This is a genomic window from Erythrobacter litoralis (assembly GCF_001719165.1).
GTDB classification, from domain to species: Bacteria; Pseudomonadota; Alphaproteobacteria; order Sphingomonadales; family Sphingomonadaceae; genus Erythrobacter; species Erythrobacter litoralis.
In genome coordinates, this window is sequence record NZ_CP017057.1 from 1,808,366 (window position 1) to 1,824,622 (window position 16,257).

The 16,257-nt window shown below is 64.9% G+C and carries 18 protein-coding genes and 1 tRNA gene; 6 read left to right on the forward strand and 13 right to left on the reverse strand.

What is annotated here, in order from left to right:
* Positions 1–31 precede the first annotated feature (31 nt).
* A complete protein-coding gene (locus Ga0102493_RS08625; RefSeq protein ID WP_236922190.1) occupies positions 32–1,294 on the reverse strand; it encodes a helix-turn-helix domain-containing protein in 1,263 nt (420 codons plus the stop codon).
* A gap of 246 nt (positions 1,295–1,540) precedes the next feature.
* Here Ga0102493_RS08625 and Ga0102493_RS08630 point away from each other — a divergent pair, with 246 nt between their 5' ends.
* A complete protein-coding gene (locus Ga0102493_RS08630; protein ID WP_034901202.1) occupies positions 1,541–3,136 on the forward strand; it encodes an isocitrate lyase in 1,596 nt (531 codons plus the stop codon).
* A 124-nt stretch (positions 3,137–3,260) separates the two neighbouring features.
* Entirely contained in the window at positions 3,261–3,461 is a 201-nt protein-coding gene (locus tag Ga0102493_RS08635; protein WP_034901200.1) for a hypothetical protein, read from the forward strand.
* 215 nt (positions 3,462–3,676) lie between these two features.
* Here the strand turns inward: Ga0102493_RS08635 and Ga0102493_RS08640 are convergent, their stop codons facing one another.
* Positions 3,677–4,996, reverse strand: a complete 1,320-nt coding sequence (locus tag Ga0102493_RS08640; protein WP_418251667.1) for an amidohydrolase — start codon at positions 4,994–4,996, stop codon at positions 3,677–3,679.
* A 94-nt stretch (positions 4,997–5,090) separates the two neighbouring features.
* Entirely contained in the window at positions 5,091–6,932 is a 1,842-nt protein-coding gene (locus Ga0102493_RS08645; RefSeq protein WP_034901195.1) for an SLC13 family permease, read from the reverse strand.
* Positions 6,933–7,074: 142 nt separating this feature from the next.
* Here Ga0102493_RS08645 and Ga0102493_RS08650 point away from each other — a divergent pair, with 142 nt between their 5' ends.
* Positions 7,075–8,451: an NAD-dependent succinate-semialdehyde dehydrogenase gene (locus tag Ga0102493_RS08650; protein WP_034901191.1), complete on the forward strand. Its 1,377-nt coding sequence runs from the start codon at positions 7,075–7,077 to the stop codon at positions 8,449–8,451.
* A 156-nt stretch (positions 8,452–8,607) separates the two neighbouring features.
* Here Ga0102493_RS08650 and Ga0102493_RS08655 read toward each other — a convergent pair.
* The 4 genes from Ga0102493_RS08655 to efp form a co-directional block, all read right to left on the reverse strand.
* A tRNA-Leu gene (locus Ga0102493_RS08655) sits at positions 8,608–8,691 on the reverse strand.
* A gap of 57 nt (positions 8,692–8,748) precedes the next feature.
* Positions 8,749–9,567, reverse strand: a complete 819-nt coding sequence (locus tag Ga0102493_RS08660; RefSeq protein WP_034901188.1) for an inositol monophosphatase family protein — start codon at positions 9,565–9,567, stop codon at positions 8,749–8,751.
* A 34-nt stretch (positions 9,568–9,601) separates the two neighbouring features.
* A complete protein-coding gene (locus Ga0102493_RS08665) occupies positions 9,602–9,982 on the reverse strand; it encodes a hypothetical protein (RefSeq protein ID WP_051697602.1) in 381 nt (126 codons plus the stop codon).
* Between the two features lie 4 nt (positions 9,983–9,986).
* The gene (efp, locus tag Ga0102493_RS08670) at positions 9,987–10,550 is read right to left on the reverse strand and encodes an elongation factor P (protein ID WP_034901183.1); all 564 of its coding nucleotides are present in this window, start codon (positions 10,548–10,550) and stop codon (positions 9,987–9,989) included.
* Positions 10,551–10,810: 260 nt separating this feature from the next.
* On the opposite strand from efp, the gene Ga0102493_RS08675 reads away from it, so the two are divergent.
* On the forward strand, positions 10,811–11,221 hold the full coding sequence (locus tag Ga0102493_RS08675) for a hypothetical protein (RefSeq protein WP_034901180.1): 411 nt from the start codon (positions 10,811–10,813) through the stop codon (positions 11,219–11,221).
* Positions 11,222–11,224: 3 nt separating this feature from the next.
* Here the strand turns inward: Ga0102493_RS08675 and Ga0102493_RS08680 are convergent, their stop codons facing one another.
* Positions 11,225–11,959 carry a M23 family metallopeptidase gene (locus Ga0102493_RS08680; protein WP_034901852.1) on the reverse strand — a complete coding sequence of 245 codons (735 nt, stop codon included), beginning with the start codon at positions 11,957–11,959 and terminating at the stop codon, positions 11,225–11,227.
* A gap of 352 nt (positions 11,960–12,311) precedes the next feature.
* Between Ga0102493_RS08680 and Ga0102493_RS16460 the strand changes: the two genes are divergently transcribed.
* Both Ga0102493_RS16460 and Ga0102493_RS08685 read left to right on the forward strand, forming a co-directional pair.
* Positions 12,312–12,446: a hypothetical protein gene (locus Ga0102493_RS16460; protein ID WP_257784814.1), complete on the forward strand. Its 135-nt coding sequence runs from the start codon at positions 12,312–12,314 to the stop codon at positions 12,444–12,446.
* A 48-nt stretch (positions 12,447–12,494) separates the two neighbouring features.
* A complete protein-coding gene (locus tag Ga0102493_RS08685) occupies positions 12,495–13,049 on the forward strand; it encodes a manganese efflux pump MntP (RefSeq protein ID WP_034901178.1) in 555 nt (184 codons plus the stop codon).
* Here Ga0102493_RS08685 and thiE read toward each other — a convergent pair.
* From thiE to Ga0102493_RS08710, 5 genes are all read right to left on the reverse strand, one after another.
* Complete coding sequence (gene thiE, locus Ga0102493_RS08690; protein WP_034901175.1) at positions 13,046–13,696, reverse strand: thiamine phosphate synthase; 651 nt, start codon at positions 13,694–13,696, stop codon at positions 13,046–13,048. The two genes, Ga0102493_RS08685 and thiE, sit on opposite strands and share 4 nt — an antisense overlap.
* Positions 13,697–13,748: 52 nt before the next feature.
* A complete protein-coding gene (locus Ga0102493_RS08695; protein ID WP_034901173.1) occupies positions 13,749–14,633 on the reverse strand; it encodes a fructose bisphosphate aldolase in 885 nt (294 codons plus the stop codon).
* Positions 14,634–14,720: 87 nt separating this feature from the next.
* Entirely contained in the window at positions 14,721–15,173 is a 453-nt protein-coding gene (locus Ga0102493_RS08700; RefSeq protein WP_034901170.1) for a PaaI family thioesterase, read from the reverse strand.
* Positions 15,170–15,823, reverse strand: coding sequence for a putative 2OG-Fe(II) oxygenase (locus tag Ga0102493_RS08705; protein WP_034901167.1), 654 nt, complete (start codon positions 15,821–15,823; stop codon positions 15,170–15,172). The genes Ga0102493_RS08700 and Ga0102493_RS08705 overlap by 4 nt, the downstream gene beginning before the upstream one ends.
* Positions 15,824–15,827: 4 nt before the next feature.
* A complete protein-coding gene (locus Ga0102493_RS08710; protein ID WP_034901164.1) occupies positions 15,828–16,256 on the reverse strand; it encodes a nuclear transport factor 2 family protein in 429 nt (142 codons plus the stop codon).
* Between the last annotated feature and the right edge of the window lies 1 nt (position 16,257).

The following is a 16,257-nucleotide window of genomic DNA, read 5'->3' on the forward strand; positions in this document are numbered from 1 at the left end:
CGGTTAACGAGCCGTCACCGCCCCGGGCCGTTCACAATTGCTGCGCGCTTGCCAGCCGTGCGGTCGCGGGGGTCAGGCAATCGGCCCTGCCGCACCGTGGGCAGCCTCCGCCCAGCGGCACCGCGTCTTCAGGTGCGAGCGAGATGCCGCGTGCCTGCGCGAGTTCGCCGGCGAAGCGCGCCTCGACCCCCAGCACGATCGCGCGCCGGGCCGAACAGGCCGCGCCGTCGACCTCGACCGTGCGGGCGATGGTGAACCAGTGGCGCGGCGCCGCCTCACCCTCGCCGAAGGTGACGGTCTGGGTGAGCATCTGCCCCCGGCTCTCGAATGCGGCATAAGGGACCCAGGCCGGCCAGCGCGCACCGGAAAGCGGGTAGACCGCCCCGCTCGCCCCCGCGGTGAAGCCGAGCATCCGTCCGGTGCGCCCGAAACGCGCGCTGAAGAAGGGCAGTCCGCGCTCGCTCACCCGCTGGAGCGTGGTGAGGCGCTGGGCGAGCTGGTCGAAACTGACGGCAAAGCGGCGCTGGAGCACGGCGAGGTCGTAGCCGGTCTGCTCGCAGGCGCGCAGGAAACGGCGATAGGGCATCAGGAGTGCGGCGGCGAGGTAATCGAGCACGTGATTGCGGAAGGCATTGCGCGCCTCGTCGCTCGACAGCTTCGCACCCGCGACCAGTTCCTCGATCCCGTCGCGCAGTTCGAGCGCGCCGACCTGCCGCGCGATCTGGAACCGCCGCGCTGCGCCGGGAAGCATCTCGGAAAGCTGCAATTGTCGCGCGTGCAGATCGAGCCGGTGGACCATGCCCGGCATCACCTCGGCGGGCAGGATGCGGACCGACAGGCGGTGCAGTTCGCGCAGGCGCTCCGTCAGGCCCGCCGCCATGTCCCCCCGCGAGAGGCGCAGAGCGTCGGCGAGATCCTCTGCCGCGTGATCAAGATCGGAAAAATGGTTCTGCCAGCGCTCGACCGCCTCGCGAGCGTCCCCTTCCGGGTCCTCGATCCGCGCGCCCGCCTCGCCCGCATTGTCGTACAGCCGCGCGAAGGCCGCGGCGGCCTGCGGCGCGGCGGCGAGGAATTCCTGCACCTCCTCGCGGTCGATGCCGAGATCGGCGAAACGCTTGTCGGAAAGGCGGCGCACCAGTCCGTCGACCCCGCCGATCGCCTCGTCTTCACGCAGGGAACGGGGGTCGAAATCGAAACGTTCGATCACCTGCACCAGCACGCGCGCGGAAAGAGGGCGCTGGTTGCGCTCGATGAGGTTGAGATAGGAGGGCGAGATACCGAGCGCGGCGGCCATTGCCGCTTGCGTCAGGCCTTCGCGTTTTCGCAAACGACGCAGGGAGGGTCCGGCGAGGAGGGCACTGTCTGCCATGAGGAGTTTCCAGATCGGTTAATTTTGTAAATCTCTTTACACTATTACACCGATTTTTCCGCAAATCACCCCATACAGACAAGAAATTCTGTAATTTTTCCTGTCATGCTGCATCGCAGCGCGCCACATGCAGCTCATCCACTCCCCAGGACACGAAGGAGATCAAGAGCCATGACCTATCAGGATACCATCGCCCACATGCGGAACGTGGTCAGCGCGAACGGCAGCTGGACCGGGATCGACCCCGAAAGCGCCGCGCGCATGGTCATCCAGAACCGCTTCCGCACCGGCCTCGACATCGCGAAATACACCGCGAAGATCATGCGCGAGGACATGGAAGCGTATGACGCCGATCCTTCGCAGTACACCCAGTCGCTCGGCTGCTGGCACGGTTTCATCGGCCAGCAGAAGATGATCTCCATCAAGAAGCATTTCGGTTCGACCAAGCGCCGCTATCTCTACCTTTCCGGGTGGATGGTCGCCGCACTGCGCAGCGAATTCGGCCCGCTGCCCGACCAGTCGATGCACGAAAAGACCTCGGTCCCCAGCCTCATCGGCGAACTCTACACCTTCCTCAAGCAGGCCGATGCGCGCGAACTCGGCATGATGTTCCGCGCTCTCGACGAGGCCCGCGAGGCGGGTGACGAGGTCAAGGCCCGCGAGATCCAGAAGAGCGTCGACAATTACGAAACCCACGTCGTGCCTATCATCGCCGACATCGATGCGGGGTTCGGCAATGCCGAGGCGACCTATCTCCTCGCCAAGAAGATGATCGAGGCGGGCGCCTGCGCGCTCCAGATCGAGAACCAGGTGTCCGACGAAAAGCAGTGCGGCCACCAGGACGGCAAGGTGACGGTCCCGCACGAGGACTTCATCGCCAAGATCCGCGCCTGCCGCCACGCCTTCCTCGAACTCGGCATCGATGACGGCATCATCGTCGCGCGCACCGATTCGCTCGGCGCAGGCCTGACGAAGCAGATCGCCTATTCGAAGGAGCCGGGCGATCTCGGCGACCAGTACAACAGCTTCCTCGACGCCGAGGAAGTCGATCCGGCCAACATCACCAACGGGCAGGTCTTCATCAGCCGCGACGGCAAGCTCATGGCTCCCAAGCGCCTTCCGTCGAACCTTTACCAGTTCCGTTCCGGGACCGGCGTCGACCGCGTCGTGCTCGACTGCATCACCTCGCTCCAGAACGGCGCGGACCTGCTGTGGATCGAAACCGAAAAGCCGCACGTCGAACAGATCGCGAGCATGGTCGACAAGATCCGCGAGACTGTTCCGAACGCAAAGCTGGTCTACAACAATTCGCCCAGCTTCAACTGGACGCTGAACTTCCGCCAGCAAGTCTTTGATGCATGGGTCGAAGCCGGCAAGGACGTGTCCGCTTATGACCGCACGCGCCTGATGAGCGTCGACTATGACGGCACCGATCTCGCCGCCGAGGCCGATGCGAAGATCCGCAGCTTCCAGGCCGATGCGGCCAAGCGGGCGGGCATCTTCCACCACCTCATCACGCTTCCGACCTATCACACCGCGGCGCTTTCGACCGACAACCTCGCGCGCGAATATTTCGGCGAGGAAGCCATGCTCGGCTACGTCAAGAACGTGCAGCGCAAGGAAATTCGCGAAGGCATCGCCTGCGTGAAGCACCAGAACATGGCGGGTTCCGACATCGGCGACGATCACAAGGAATATTTCGCCGGCGAAGCGGCCCTCAAGGCGGGCGGCAAGGACAACACCATGAACCAGTTCGAGGCTGCATGAACCGGTCCCCGCATCCCGTGAGGCGGTTGCAACTGCCCTTGCGGGATGCGGCCTCAGGTTGCATGTGTGTCTGCATGAACGACGCATCCGCCAGTGCGTCCCATGCCGGACAGGGAGAGATTCGATGAGCGATACCGAAACCACCAACACCGACGCCCCGAAAAGCGAACCGGGCCGTGCCCGCGCGCTCCTTTCGACCGCCGACATGAAGCTGCTTCGCCGCGCGCTCGAAAGCCACGCCCGCACGACCGAGGACCGCGAGGAACTCGCCAAGATCAACGCGCTGCACCACCGGCTGGGTACCTACGTGCCCTCCACGCAGTAGGCGCGGCCCCCTTCACCAGTTCTCCTGGGGAGGAGAAGACGGCCGTCGGATGCGGGGCTCGCCCCAAGTCCGGCGGCCGTTACGTTTTTTTGCCCTACCGCTTCGCTGCTTGAGGGCGTGCTGCCCTACCGCTTCGCTGCCTGAGGGCGTGCTGCCCGACCGCTTCGCTGCCTGAGGGCGTGCTGCCCGACCGCTTCGCTGCCTTAGGGCGGTTCTTACCCGCCCTTCTTCCCCAGCAGATCGAGCGTCGCCGCGGTCATCGCCTCGGTCGCGGTCGCTATGACCACCGGAGCGTCGGGTGCCCAGAAAGGAGAATGGAGGCTGACAAGTTCGACCTCACCGCGCTGGGCGGCCTCGAACCGCTCCTGCGGCACGCCTCCGACCCAGAAGATGAGCGATTCGATGTTGTCCGGATCGGCCCTGTAGAACTGGCCGAAATCCTCGCCGCCCATGACGCTCGGCACCTCGAACACGCGTTCGGGAAAGCGTTCCTTCAGCACCGCCATCACCTCCTCGGTGAATTCGGGCGTGTTGTAGGTCGAAGGCGTATAGGGCTCCTCCACCTCGACCACCGGTAGCAGTTCCTCTGGCAGGCCCGCCGCGAGCGCTTCGGCCCGGGCGATGCGGCGGATGCCGGCAAGCAGCGCGGCGCGCGTCTCGTCGCCATAGGAGCGCACCGTCAGCTGCAGCTTGGCGCTGTCGGGGATGATGTTATGCTTGGTCCCGGCAAGGAAGCTTCCCACCGTCACCACCGCAGAATCGAGCGGGTTCGTCTCGCGGCTCACCAACGTCTGGAGCCGCGTGACGATGTTCGCCGCGATGACGATCGGATCCTTGGTCGTGTGCGGATAGGCCCCGTGCCCGCCCACGCCCTTCACCGTGATGTCGACGCTGTCCACGTTCGCCAGCGCATAGCCCTTGGAATAGCCGATCATTCCGGCAGGCGCCTGCGCCGCATCGTGGAAGCCGAGAATATAATCGGGCTTGGGAAACCGTTCGAACAGCCCGTCTTCCAGCATGGCGAGCGCGCCGAGGCCCAGTTCTTCGGCGGGCTGAAGGATCATGACGAGCGTGCCCGACCATTCGTCGCGCCTCTCCGCCATCAGCTGCGCCGTGCCTATCCAGGCGGCCATGTGCGTATCGTGGCCGCAGGCATGCATGATCCCGCTTTCCACCCCGCTCGCCGGCGTGCCCCGCGCCTTGGAGGCAAAGGGCAATCCGGTCTGTTCGGTCACGGGCAGCGCGTCCATGTCGGCGCGCAGCATGACGACCGGCCCCTCCCCGTTCTTCATGACTGCGACGACGCCGGTCTTCCCGACGCCCTCGGTCACCTCGAAGCCGAGTTCGCGGGCACGCGCGGCGAGCTTCTTAGCGGTCTCGAATTCCTGGAAGGAAAGCTCCGGATTTTCGTGGAGGTCGCGGTACAGCTCGACGAGGCCCGGCATGTCCTCGTTAACCGCATCGCGCAGTTCGTCGGCCTTGGCAGGTCCCGCCATCGCAACGGCCAGCGCGGCGCCGGCCATCAGGTGCTTCATCATCGTCGTCTCTCCCCGTTCGTTTCACCGGCCTGGCGCCGGATCGTCTGAGCCGCGATCTTACACAGGCCACTGCCTGAGGAAAGCCGCCCTCTCATCCGAGCCCGTAGAAGATCACCAGCAGGATCGAGAGCGTCGTCACCATCAACGCAACCAGCGGAACGCCCGTGCGGATATAGTCCGAAAACTCGTAGGAGCCTTCCGCCATGATTAGCATGTTGGTCTGGTAGGCGATCGGCGTTGCGTAGCACAGATTGCAGCCGAACAGCACGGCAAGGATCAGCGGCTCGGGCGGCAGGCCAAGCTGCGTCGCGATGGAAAAGGCGATAGGCGTCCCGACGGTCGCCGCGGTCGCGTTCGAGGCGAAATTGGTGAGCAAAGTGACGAACACCATGATCGCGGCCAGCACCAGCGCGGGAGGCAGGAAGGCAAGTCCGAGCGAAAGCGTCTCGCCAAGCCATGCCGCAGCGCCGCTTTCAAGGATGATCCGCCCGATCGCGATGCTGGCCGCAACCAGCACGATGACCTTGGCCGACAGCGCCCGGCCCACGCGGTCGAACTTGACGCATCCGGTGACGAACATCGCGATCGCCCCCATCAGCGCCGAAATCGCGATCGGCAGCTTGAGCATGGTGAAGCCACCGGCCCCGATCCACGGTATTCCGATCGACGCGGTCGCGATCGCGGCGCCCATTATCACGCCCGAGAGGACCGCCTTCGATCGGCGCGGCATTTCGCGTGCGCCTTCGAGCAGGAGCAGGCTGTCATTGCGGGCGAAATTCTGAAGATCGTCTTCAAGCCCCATGACGAGCAGCACGTCGCCTTCGCGCATGCGCAGATCACCGCCTTCGGAATACTTGTCCTTCTCGCCCACGCCGAGGCGTTGGGGGCGGTGAATGCCGAGCACCGCGACCGAATAGAGATCGGCGATCCCTGATGAAGGAAGGGTACGGGTGATGAGCCGCGAATCCGCCGTGACCGTCATCTCGACTGCGATGATGTCCTTGCCTTCGGCCCGGCTGGTGCGGCGGATGCGATCGAGCACCCAGGACGGCGCAAGTTCCCCCTTGAGCACGCGGGTCGCGTCCTCAAGCGCTTCGTGCGTCCCGGAAATGTGCAGACGCTGTTGTGGCTGCAGCGTCCCCGTAGGCGGATTGTGGAAGGAGATGCCGTCCGGCAGTTTTTCTCTTACCGTCTCCATGTCGGTGCCCGACAGCACGCTGTCCACACCGACACGCAAACGGGTGTGAAACATCCGGCGGGTGGCATCCACTTCGACGCTGTTGTCGCCGAGCAGGCGCGGCATGACGAGCCAGAGATAGGGCACGGCGACGAGCGCTGCGATGAGCACGATCGGTGTGAAGTGGAACACGCCCATCTCGCGCATGCCGAGATCCATCGCGATCGAGGTCACGAGAATGTTGGTCGAAGTGCCGATGGTCGTCGCCATTCCGCCGATCAGCACCGCCGCGTTGAGCGGGATGAGAGTCTTGGAAGCCGGCATCGCCCCCTTGGCGGCGAGGGAGACGAAGATCGGCAGCAGAAGAACCAGAACGGGAGTGTCGTTGACCGCCATCGACAGGAAGAGAGCGATCAGCAGCGAAACCAGAAGGCCAATCTGCAGGTTGAACCGGAACACCTCTTCGAGCAGGCGCGCGGCAGGATCGAGGGCGCCGGTCACGACAAGCCCGCGCCCCATGATCATCAGCGAACAGATCGTGATCAGCGCGTAATGGCCAAAGCCGCCGAAAGCGAGTTCGAAGCCGTCGGTCGGCCGTGTCCCCTCGAGCGGGAAGAAATAGAGGCCCACCGCGATGACCGCTATGGTCATCAGACTGACGATCTCGACCGACAGTCTTCCGCGCGCGAATGCGACGAACATTGCGACCGTGACCGCCATCGCCGCCATGGCGTGATATGATGGAAGCGAAAGCATCGGACCCCTCTCAAGCCTCGCGATGTTTCAAACGGGGCAGAGAAGATCAAGCGAAATTGCAGCGCGGCAGGAAGTGGAACGGCGCGGCTTTCCCATCCGTTAAAGGGGCAAACCCTCAGCAAACACCATCCGGAGTCCCGCCATGACAGACCCCGCCATCACCATCGATCCCGCCACCGGCGAGGAACTCGAACGCTATCCCCGCCTCGACGAAGCGCAGGCGAAGGCCGCGGTAGAGCGCTGCCACGAGGCCTTCGACCAGTGGCGGCATACCACGCTCGAACACCGCGCGGGAGTTCTGCGGGCGATCGGAAGACGCCTGCGCGAACGCAAGGACGAGCTGGCCGAACTCATGAGCCGAGAGGTCGGCAAACTGATCGGCGACAGCCGCGACGAGGTCGAATTGTGCGCCGCGATCTGCGACTACACCGCCGAAACCGGACCGCAGGAACTTGCGAGCGAGGAGCGCGACCCCGCCAATGCCTCGCGCGGGATCATCACCTATGCGCCGATCGGCGTCATCTACGGTATCCAACCCTGGAACTTTCCCGCCTACCAGGTCGCGCGTTACGCCATCGCGAACCTGATGACGGGCAATGGCGTGCTGCTGAAACATGCCGAAAACTGCACGGGGTCGGGGCTCAAGCTGAAGGAAATCTTCGAGGAAGCGGGCCTGCCGAACGATCTTTTCACCGTGCTCGTCATCGACCACGACGTGTCGGACGCGATCATCGCGCACGACAAGGTGCGCGGCGTGACGCTGACCGGGAGCGACAAGGCCGGCAGCATCATTGCCGAACAGGCGGGCAAGCTGAACAAGAAGACAGTCCTAGAGCTTGGATCGAACGATGCCTATCTCGTGCTCGAGGATGCGGACGTCGACCTTGCTGCGAAGACCTGCGCGAGCGGTCGGCTCTATAACAACGGCGAGACCTGCATCAACGCCAAGCGCTTCATCGTGACGGATGCGGTGCACGAGGAATTCATGGAGAAATTCGTCGCGGCAATGGAGCAGGCGACGCCCGGCGATCCGTTCGACGAGGACACCGGCATCGGTCCCATGGCGCGCGAGGACCTGCGCGAAAAGCTTCACGGACAGGTCGAGGAAAGCATCGAGAAAGGCGCGCGGGTCGTGACGGGATGCGAAATCCCGGACGGCAAGGGCTGGTATTATCCGCCCAGCATCCTTGCCGATGTGGAACCCGGCCAGCCCGCCTATGACGATGAATTGTTCGGCCCCGTCGCCTCGGTCATCCGCGCAAAGGACGACGAGGACGCGATGAGGCTCGCCAATGACAGCCGCTATGGCCTTGGCGGAGGGATTTTCTCGAAGGACGAGGAACGGGCGATCAAGCTTGCCGAGCAGCATTTCGACACTGGCATGGTGTTCGTGAACACCTTCGGCGTGGCAGATCCCTCCATGCCCTTTGGCGGGGTCAAATCTTCCGGTTACGGCCGCGAACACGGCGGCTTCGGCGTCAAGGAATTCGCCAACCCCAAGTCGATCTTCGTGGGCTGAGGGAAGAAGTCGAGGAAAAAGGACTGGACCGGGGCGAAGCTCCGCATGCCCGACCGGGCGCCCGCAGCGATGCGACCGTCAGGTCGCGTGAGCGAGGAAACCGCAGCCCGGATGGGCTGCGAAAAACAAAAAACCAGAACCCCCATCCGGGGGTTTTGGTGCCCCTGGCCCGACTCGAACGGGCACTTCCGAAGAAAAGCGATTTTGAGTCGCTCGCGTCTACCATTCCGCCACAGGGGCCTGCCATCGCCTGAACAAGGCGCGGACAAGGCGCAGGCTGTTACCGCCTAGGCGCCCTTACTTCAAGGAATTCGCCAGCAGCTTGTGCAGCTTTGAATGAAGGCTGTCATTCGCGGCGAGCACCTGGCTGGAATGGATCGGAGCCGAACGCCCGCGATAATCGGTAACGAAGCCCCCGGCCTCGCGCACCAGCAGGCACCCGGCGGCCGTGTCCCAGTCCTGAAGGTCGCTTTCCCAGAACCCGTCGAAGCGCCCCTGGGCGACATAGGCCATGTCGAGCGAGGCCACGCCGAAGCGGCGGATCCCCGCCACTTCCGGACCGATCGCGCCGAAAATGCGGCTCCATTCGGAAAAGTTGCCGTGCCCCTGGAAAGGAATGCCGGTCGCAATCAGCGCATCCGACAGGCGCGAACGCGCCGAGACGCGTAGCCGTCCGTCATGGAGCCACGCGCCGCGGCTCTTTTCGGCCCAGTAGGTCGCATCCTCGACCGGGTGATAGACGAGCGCGGCGGTGACATCGCCCCAGCCCTTCCCGTCGAGCCGCGGCTCCTGCACAGCAATCGAGATCGCGAAGTGCGGGATTCCGTGGAGGAAATTGCTGGTCCCGTCGAGCGGGTCGACGATCCAGCGCGGCTTGCCTTCATCGCCTTCGATGGTTCCCGCTTCCTCCATGACGAAGCCCCAGCCCGGACGCGCCTGGCTGAGTTCGTCATAGAGCGTGCGCTCGGAGCGCATGTCGGCCTTGGAGACGAAATCGGCCGGCCCCTTGCGGCTGACCTGGAGGTGCTCGACCTCGCCGAAATCGCGGCGCAATCGCCCGCCCGCCTTGCGCGCGGCGCGTTCCATCACGCGAATGAGGCCTGAAAATGTCGCCATGTTCTCTTCCGTAAGGGGCCGGGAGGCCGAAGCCTCAGCGCGGCTGGGCGGGCTGTTCGCCCGGGGCGCCCTGAGGCTGCGCCTGGAGACCGCAGACGCCCGCCATCACGCCAAGCATCACGCCGTTGTCTGCGCGGTCGAAGCGCGCCGGGTCGGCGGCGATCGCCTTGTCCATCGCGACCGTAATCTGGCGCATGGAATTGTTGTAGATGCAGCCCATCAGCACGTTCTTGACCTGCTCGTCGACCTGCTCGGAACTCAGCGCGGAGATCAGCAGGCTCATGTTCTGGACCGCATGCTGGCGGGTCTGCTCGGTATCGGCGGGCGCGGCGGCGTCCTGTGCGAACGCCGGGGCACCGGCGCAGGCAGCGATCGCGAGCAGCGGGGCGAATTTCTTGGTAAGTCTTTGTTTCAAAGGATTAACTGGCCTTTCCAACATAGCTCTGTTCGTAGACATCGACCACGATCCGCGTGCCCGCCTCGATATGCGGGGGGACCATGATCCTGACGCCGTTGTCGAGCACGGCGGGCTTGTAGCTCGAAGAGGCGGTCTGCCCCTTCACCACCGCGTCGGCTTCGACGATCTCGGCTTCGATCTGGCTCGGCAATTCGACGCTGATGGGCTTTTCCTCCCACAGCTCGAGGCTCACCTGCATCCCGTCCTGCAGGAACGGGCGAGCATCGCCGAGCAGGTCCGAAGGTAGCGAAATCTGTTCGTAGGTTCCCTGGTCCATGAAAACCAGCATGTCACCGTCTTCGTAGAGGAACTGGTATTCACGCGTGTCGAGCCGAACCCGTTCCACCGTATCGGCGCTGCGGAAGCGGACATTCGTCTTGCGCCCGTCCTGCAGATTCTTCATCTCGACCTGCATGTACGCCCCGCCTTTGCCCGGCTGGGTGTGCTGGATCTTGGCGACCTTCCAGATGCCGCCTTCATATTCGAGGATATTGCCGGGGCGAATATCGACGCCGCTGATCTTCATGGGGGCTGCTTGCCTTACTCAAGGGGTGGATGAAACGACAGGATACGAAAGGGCGTGCGCGAGAAGCCGTAGGGGCCCCGATCGCCGCGCTCGGCCCGGGCATTGCGCGAGCGCCAATAGCCGAGCCCGCCCGCCGGGGCAAGCGCAGCGCAGGTTGCGCGTCCCGCCACGCCCCCTCATGCAGCGCGCATTCATGGTTAACCGCGTAGCAACCACCCATCACCGGTGCTAATCGCCCTGTCGCACCACGGAAAACAATCATGCGAACCCGCACCATCCTTCTCCTGACCATGCTCGCTGCCGCCATAGCCGCCGCGAGCCCCATGTCGGCGCGTCAACAACAGGGTGCCGGGCCGGATGCGCACCCCGATACCGGCGGCATGCTGCGCACCCTCGAACACGGCGATTGGAGCTGCGCCCTGCCCGGCGATGCCGCGGGTGCGGCATGGCAGCCGGTCCCGGAGGCCGATTTCACCATCGGGCCGTCTTCCAGCTATGAAAGCGAGGCGGGACGCGGGACCTATATCCTGCGCGGGCGCATCCTCACCTTCACGCGCGGTCCTAAGAAGGGCGAGCGCTACGAACAGGTCGGGCGCAACACGGTGCAGGTGCTCGAGGCGGACGGGACCACCGGGCGGCTAACCTGCACCCGCATCGGCGCACCGGGCTAGGGCTTACTCCTCCCGGCCGGCAATCAGCAGCGGGTAGGGATTGATCGCATTGGCCGGCTCCCACCAAGCGGCATCGGCGGTGGTCTCGAGAATTGCGAAATGGAGATGCGGCGCCTCAGGCGAGGCGTTCCCGCTCGATCCCACCGTGCCGAGCCGCTGGCCCGCGCGAATGCGCTGACCCTCGCGCAGACCGTCGGCGTAATCGGCGAGATGGGCGTAGTAGTAGATCCTCTCCAGGTCGGTCGATCGCACATAGATCGCATTGCCGCCCGCTTTCGAACGATGCAGCTTCGCGACCGTGCCCGGTGCGGCGGCGAGAACGCTGGTGCCTTCGGGCGCCATGATGTCGATCGCCTCGTGGAGGCGCACATCCGCCTCGCCGCGCCGGTCGGAAAAGGTGTCGGTGAGCTCGCTCGCGGCGACATTCATCACCGGGATGCGCAGCGTGGCGGGGCCGGGCTCATTATCCGGCGTCGCACTCGCGGGTGGAGGCGTATCGGCGCGCGGGACCATGGTGGTCTCGGCAGGATCGCCTGCGCTTTGCGCCGCTGGGGCGAGATCGCCTCCGGCTCCCGTTTCCTCGTTCGTCGGGCTGGGCGCAGCCTCGGCCGGGCGTACCGATTGCGCGCCCTGCCGGCTCTCAGCGAGTTCGATCAGGGTACCGCCAAAAACGATCCAGACGACCGAAGTCAGAGTGGCGGTGACGAGAATGGTGGTGAGGCGGTCGAGCAGGTTCATCACGGGCATAGCCTAGCGCGAAGCGCTCGGCTCGTCACGGCCGGCGTGCCTTGTCGCCTGATCGCGCCGCAAGGATCAGCCCGTTCGGTAGGGAGCCGGAATCCTCCGCCCCGAACGCTGAGCGCCTCTGCGGACGTCCCTGTCGACCTTGCGGCAAGGCCCGGCCCGGACAGTCTCGGAACAAGCCTCCGCAGGGCTTTGTTGACCTATGTAAATAACCGGAGAAACAGGAGAATTTCTCATTCTTGCACGAAACCTGATCGCTGCCTCGCTTGCCCTTCCGCTGATCGCGGGCTGCACCACGGCGAACCCGCGCGTCCTTTCCGCCGACGATTACAGCATTGCTCTGAGAGTGAAGGAGGACAACCAGAGCGCTGCTCGCAAGGAAGCGCGCAGCTATTGCGGCGACCGCAACCGCGACGCACGCCTGCGCAGCGTGACGCCGACCGGGGAAAACCGCACGGTCCTCACTTTCGGCTGCGTCTGAAGCAGATCAGCCCTCCCCTGACGCTGCATGAGAGGATAGGAGCGGCGCATGTTTGCCGTCATCATCCTCGCTCTCGGGCTCGCCATGGATGCTGTCGCCGTCGCCCTCGTGCGCGGCGCGGCGGGTGAGCACCGGATTACGCGCGCACTGGAGGTCGGCGCGGCCTTCGGCATCGCGCAGGGAATCCTGCCGATCGCCGGATGGGCGCTTGGCCTCGCCTTTGCCGACTGGATCGCGCCGTTCGACCACTGGATTGCCTTCGCACTGCTCGGCTTTCTGGGCCTGCGCATGATTCGCGAGGCGTTCTCCCAGGACGGGCCCGAAGCGCTGCCGCGCGCCCGCTCGCATTATGCAGGGCTGGCACTGGCTGCCCTCGCCACCAGCCTCGATGCAGGCGCGGCGGGGCTTACCCTGCCGCTGTTCGGCCCGCCGGTCTTCGTTTCATGTCTAGTGATCGCCGGAGTGACGGCGGCGCTGTGCATTCCTGCCTACTGGCTCGGCACGAAGCTGTCCGCGCGCTTTGGCAAGGCTGCGGAAATCGCAGGAGGCTGCGCGCTGATCGGGATTGGCGCGCACATACTGATCGATCACCTCTCCGCCTAGGAGCTTCGCAGCCCGAGCGCCTCGCGGAAGGCCTTGATCGCCTTCACCTCGTCCCCGGACCAGACCGCGCCCGAAACGGCGAGAAAATCCGCCCCCGCTTGGGCGAGAGGCCGGCAATTCGCGGGGGTAATGCCGCCGATCGCGACGCAGGGGATTTCGAACAGGCGCGACCACCATTCCAGCAGTTCGGGCTCGGGCCGTTCGGCATCGGGCCCTTTGTCCTTGGTCGTGGAGGGATGGAATGCCCCGAAGGCGACGTAATCCGCCCCCGCCTCACCCGCTTCCATCGCGAAATGCCGGGAGGCATGGCAGGTCACCCCGATCTGCGCTTCGCGCCCCAGCTCATCGCGTGCCTCCTTGGGCGAACCGTCTTCCTGCCCAAGATGCACGCCGTCCGCCTTGAGCCGTTTGGCAAGCGCGATGCTGTCATTGACGATGAAGGCGACCTCGCGCGCGGCGCATATCTCCTGCAGGGGCACGGCGAGCCGGGCGGCCTCGTGCTGGTCGATCCCCTTCACCCGGAACTGGAAAGCGGCCACCAGCCCCTGCCCCGCGTCAAGCGCGCGTTCGAGCCGCTGCGGAAATGCGCCGCCGACTTCGAGCGGGGAGATGAGGTAAAGCTGGGTTTCGGGCACGATTTCGCTCATGGCCCGTCTCATAACGCCGCGTGCCCGGAACGCCAGAGTGCGCGGCCGCCGGCTAGGCGCTCGCCGCGGCGATCTTTTCGATCGCGTCCGAAAGCGCCTTGTTGAAATCGGCGTCCGACTGGTCCTTGCGCAGGTCCTGCAGCAGGCCGCGGCTGAAGCTGGCGATCATGCCGGGATTCTTCGCCAGGTGCTCGCACGCCTCGTCGGTCGAATAGCCACCCGACAGCGCGACCACGCGCAGCACCTTGGGATGGTCGATCAAGGCCGAGTAAAGCCCGGCTTTCGCAGGGATCGAGAGCTTGAGCATGACCTGCCTGCCTTCTGGCAGCGCATCCAGCTGCTTGGTGATGTCGGCCAGAAGGATGTCCTCGCCCGCCTCGCGGTCGGCGGCGTGGATGTCGTATTCAGGTTCGATGATCGGCATCAGCCCGGCATCGAGGATCTGCCCTGCGACTTCGAATTGCTGCGCGACCACGGCGGCGATGCCGGTCGGGCTTGCCGATTTGATGACCGAGCGCATCTTGGTTCCGAACATGCCCTTGGCGACTGACTTTTCCAGCAGGCCGGGGAGCTTGTCGAGCGGCTTCATCAGCTGGACCCCGTCCGCCTCGTCGGCGAGGCCCTGATCGACCTTGATGAACGGGACGATCCCGCGCGCCTTGAGCGCATCGCCGGTCGGCTTGCCCTCGACTTCTCCATCCATCGTCTTTTCGAACAGGATCGCGCCCAGCACCTTGCCCTCGCCGAAGCAGGGGGCGGTGATGACGCGCGCGCGCATCGCGTGGATCGCGGCGAACATCTCGTCCTCGCCCGACCATTCGCTGTCCTCGACTCCATAGCCGCGCAGTGCCTTGGGCGTGGAGCCGCCCGATTGGTCGAGCGCTGCGATGAAGCCTTCGCCATTGGCGATACGGGCGGTCATTTCCTCGGTGTTCATGATGTGATCGAAAGCCCCTCTTTGGCCGTCTCTTAATCGAATGTCGTGCCTTAGCCAGCGCCCCGCAATGCTGCAATGCCGCGCATATCAGCGCGCGGCGAGGCGCCGGATGATTCCGGTGAAGGAAAGGGCCGGCTTGCCGTTTCCGGTGACGAGGCCGCGTACGAAAATCGTCTTGCCGCCACCGCGTGTCACCTCGCCGCGCGCCTCGACCAGCGCGCCCGGCGGTACCGCCCCGAGAAAATCGCCCGACAGGTTCATCGTCACCGCATTGTCCTCGCCCAACTCGTCCGAGGCTATCGCGAAGAGCGCGAAATCGGCGAAAGTCAGAAGGCACCCGCCATGCATGAAGCCAGCCCCGTTCATGTGGCGCGGCTCTGCCCGGAAGGCGCAGACCTGCTCGCCGTTCTTCTCGCGCTTGCGGTAGAACGGGCCGGAACGCCGTTCGTAAGGATCGCCCGGCCAGTAGGCCCAGCCCGCGAACTCGCCTTCGGTCTCGATCTCGCTGTGCGCGTAACCGTCGCTCGATATGTCGTTCATCGCTTCGCTGCCGTTGGGGGTTTCAGGGCGGGCACGAGGTTTATCGCGACCGAGATGCGGGTTCCGGGTCCGTAAAAGCCGCGCACGGAATGCTGCAGCCAGCTCGGGAACATCACGATCAGGCCGGTCTGGGGGCGGATCATCGGCTCGTTGTTCTGCACGCGCCCGTCAGTGTCCTTGAACCTCAGGTCGAGCGATCCCATCCGCACCATGGGCATGCGCGGGTCGAGCAGCTGCAATTCCCCACCGAGCGCGGGATCGTCCGAACCATCATAGCCATCATCGATATAGGCGACCGCCAACCACAGGCTCCCCGGGTGGGTGTGATACTGGTTGGCATGCCGCTTTTCCGAGACATTGGCCCACATTTCCGGGACCCAGCCATAATCGCGACCCTGATCGCGGGCGATGTTGACCGCGCCTTCCTCGGCCATGGTGAAGGCCTTGAACGCGAGCGCGCGCGCCGCTTCACCGCCCCACTCGATCATGCGCGTGTCGGAATGCCATCCGCCGATATTGGAGATCTGCACGCCGTCTGGATCGTGCGCCCTGCGAGCGATGATCGATTCGCGCAGGGCGGCAATGCCTTCCGGGCTCTGCAGGCGATCGATAAGGAAGGGGGTAGCGAAGAGGAACCGGGTCTGGGCCACGGGATCAGCGCCACAATTGCAGGCGGCGGATCCCGTCCGACAGCGCCTCGTTCGCCTCGACCGGCGCGAGGCTGCGCTCGACGAGTTTCCAGCGGCGGCGGACCTTCCCCCGCACAAACAGGTCGGTGAGGAGAAAGCCGCCATTCCAGCGGTGACGGCCCAGTTCGAGTTCGAGCTCCACATGGCCGGTAAACCACGCGCCCCCACCATGGCGGCGGGCCGTGACTTCGCGGAAGCGGAAACCCGTGAGCACCAGCCCCCCATCCATCGCGGCGAGGAAGCTCGCCCGGTCGAGTAGAACCGGCGGAGCGGTGCCGAACATCATCACGCAATCGGATGCGACTAGGCCCTTCACCGCCGCCCGGTCGCGCTCCAGCCAGGCCTGCATCAGGCGCGTCTCGGCAGCATCGAGAACGGGCGTAATGTCTGCCATT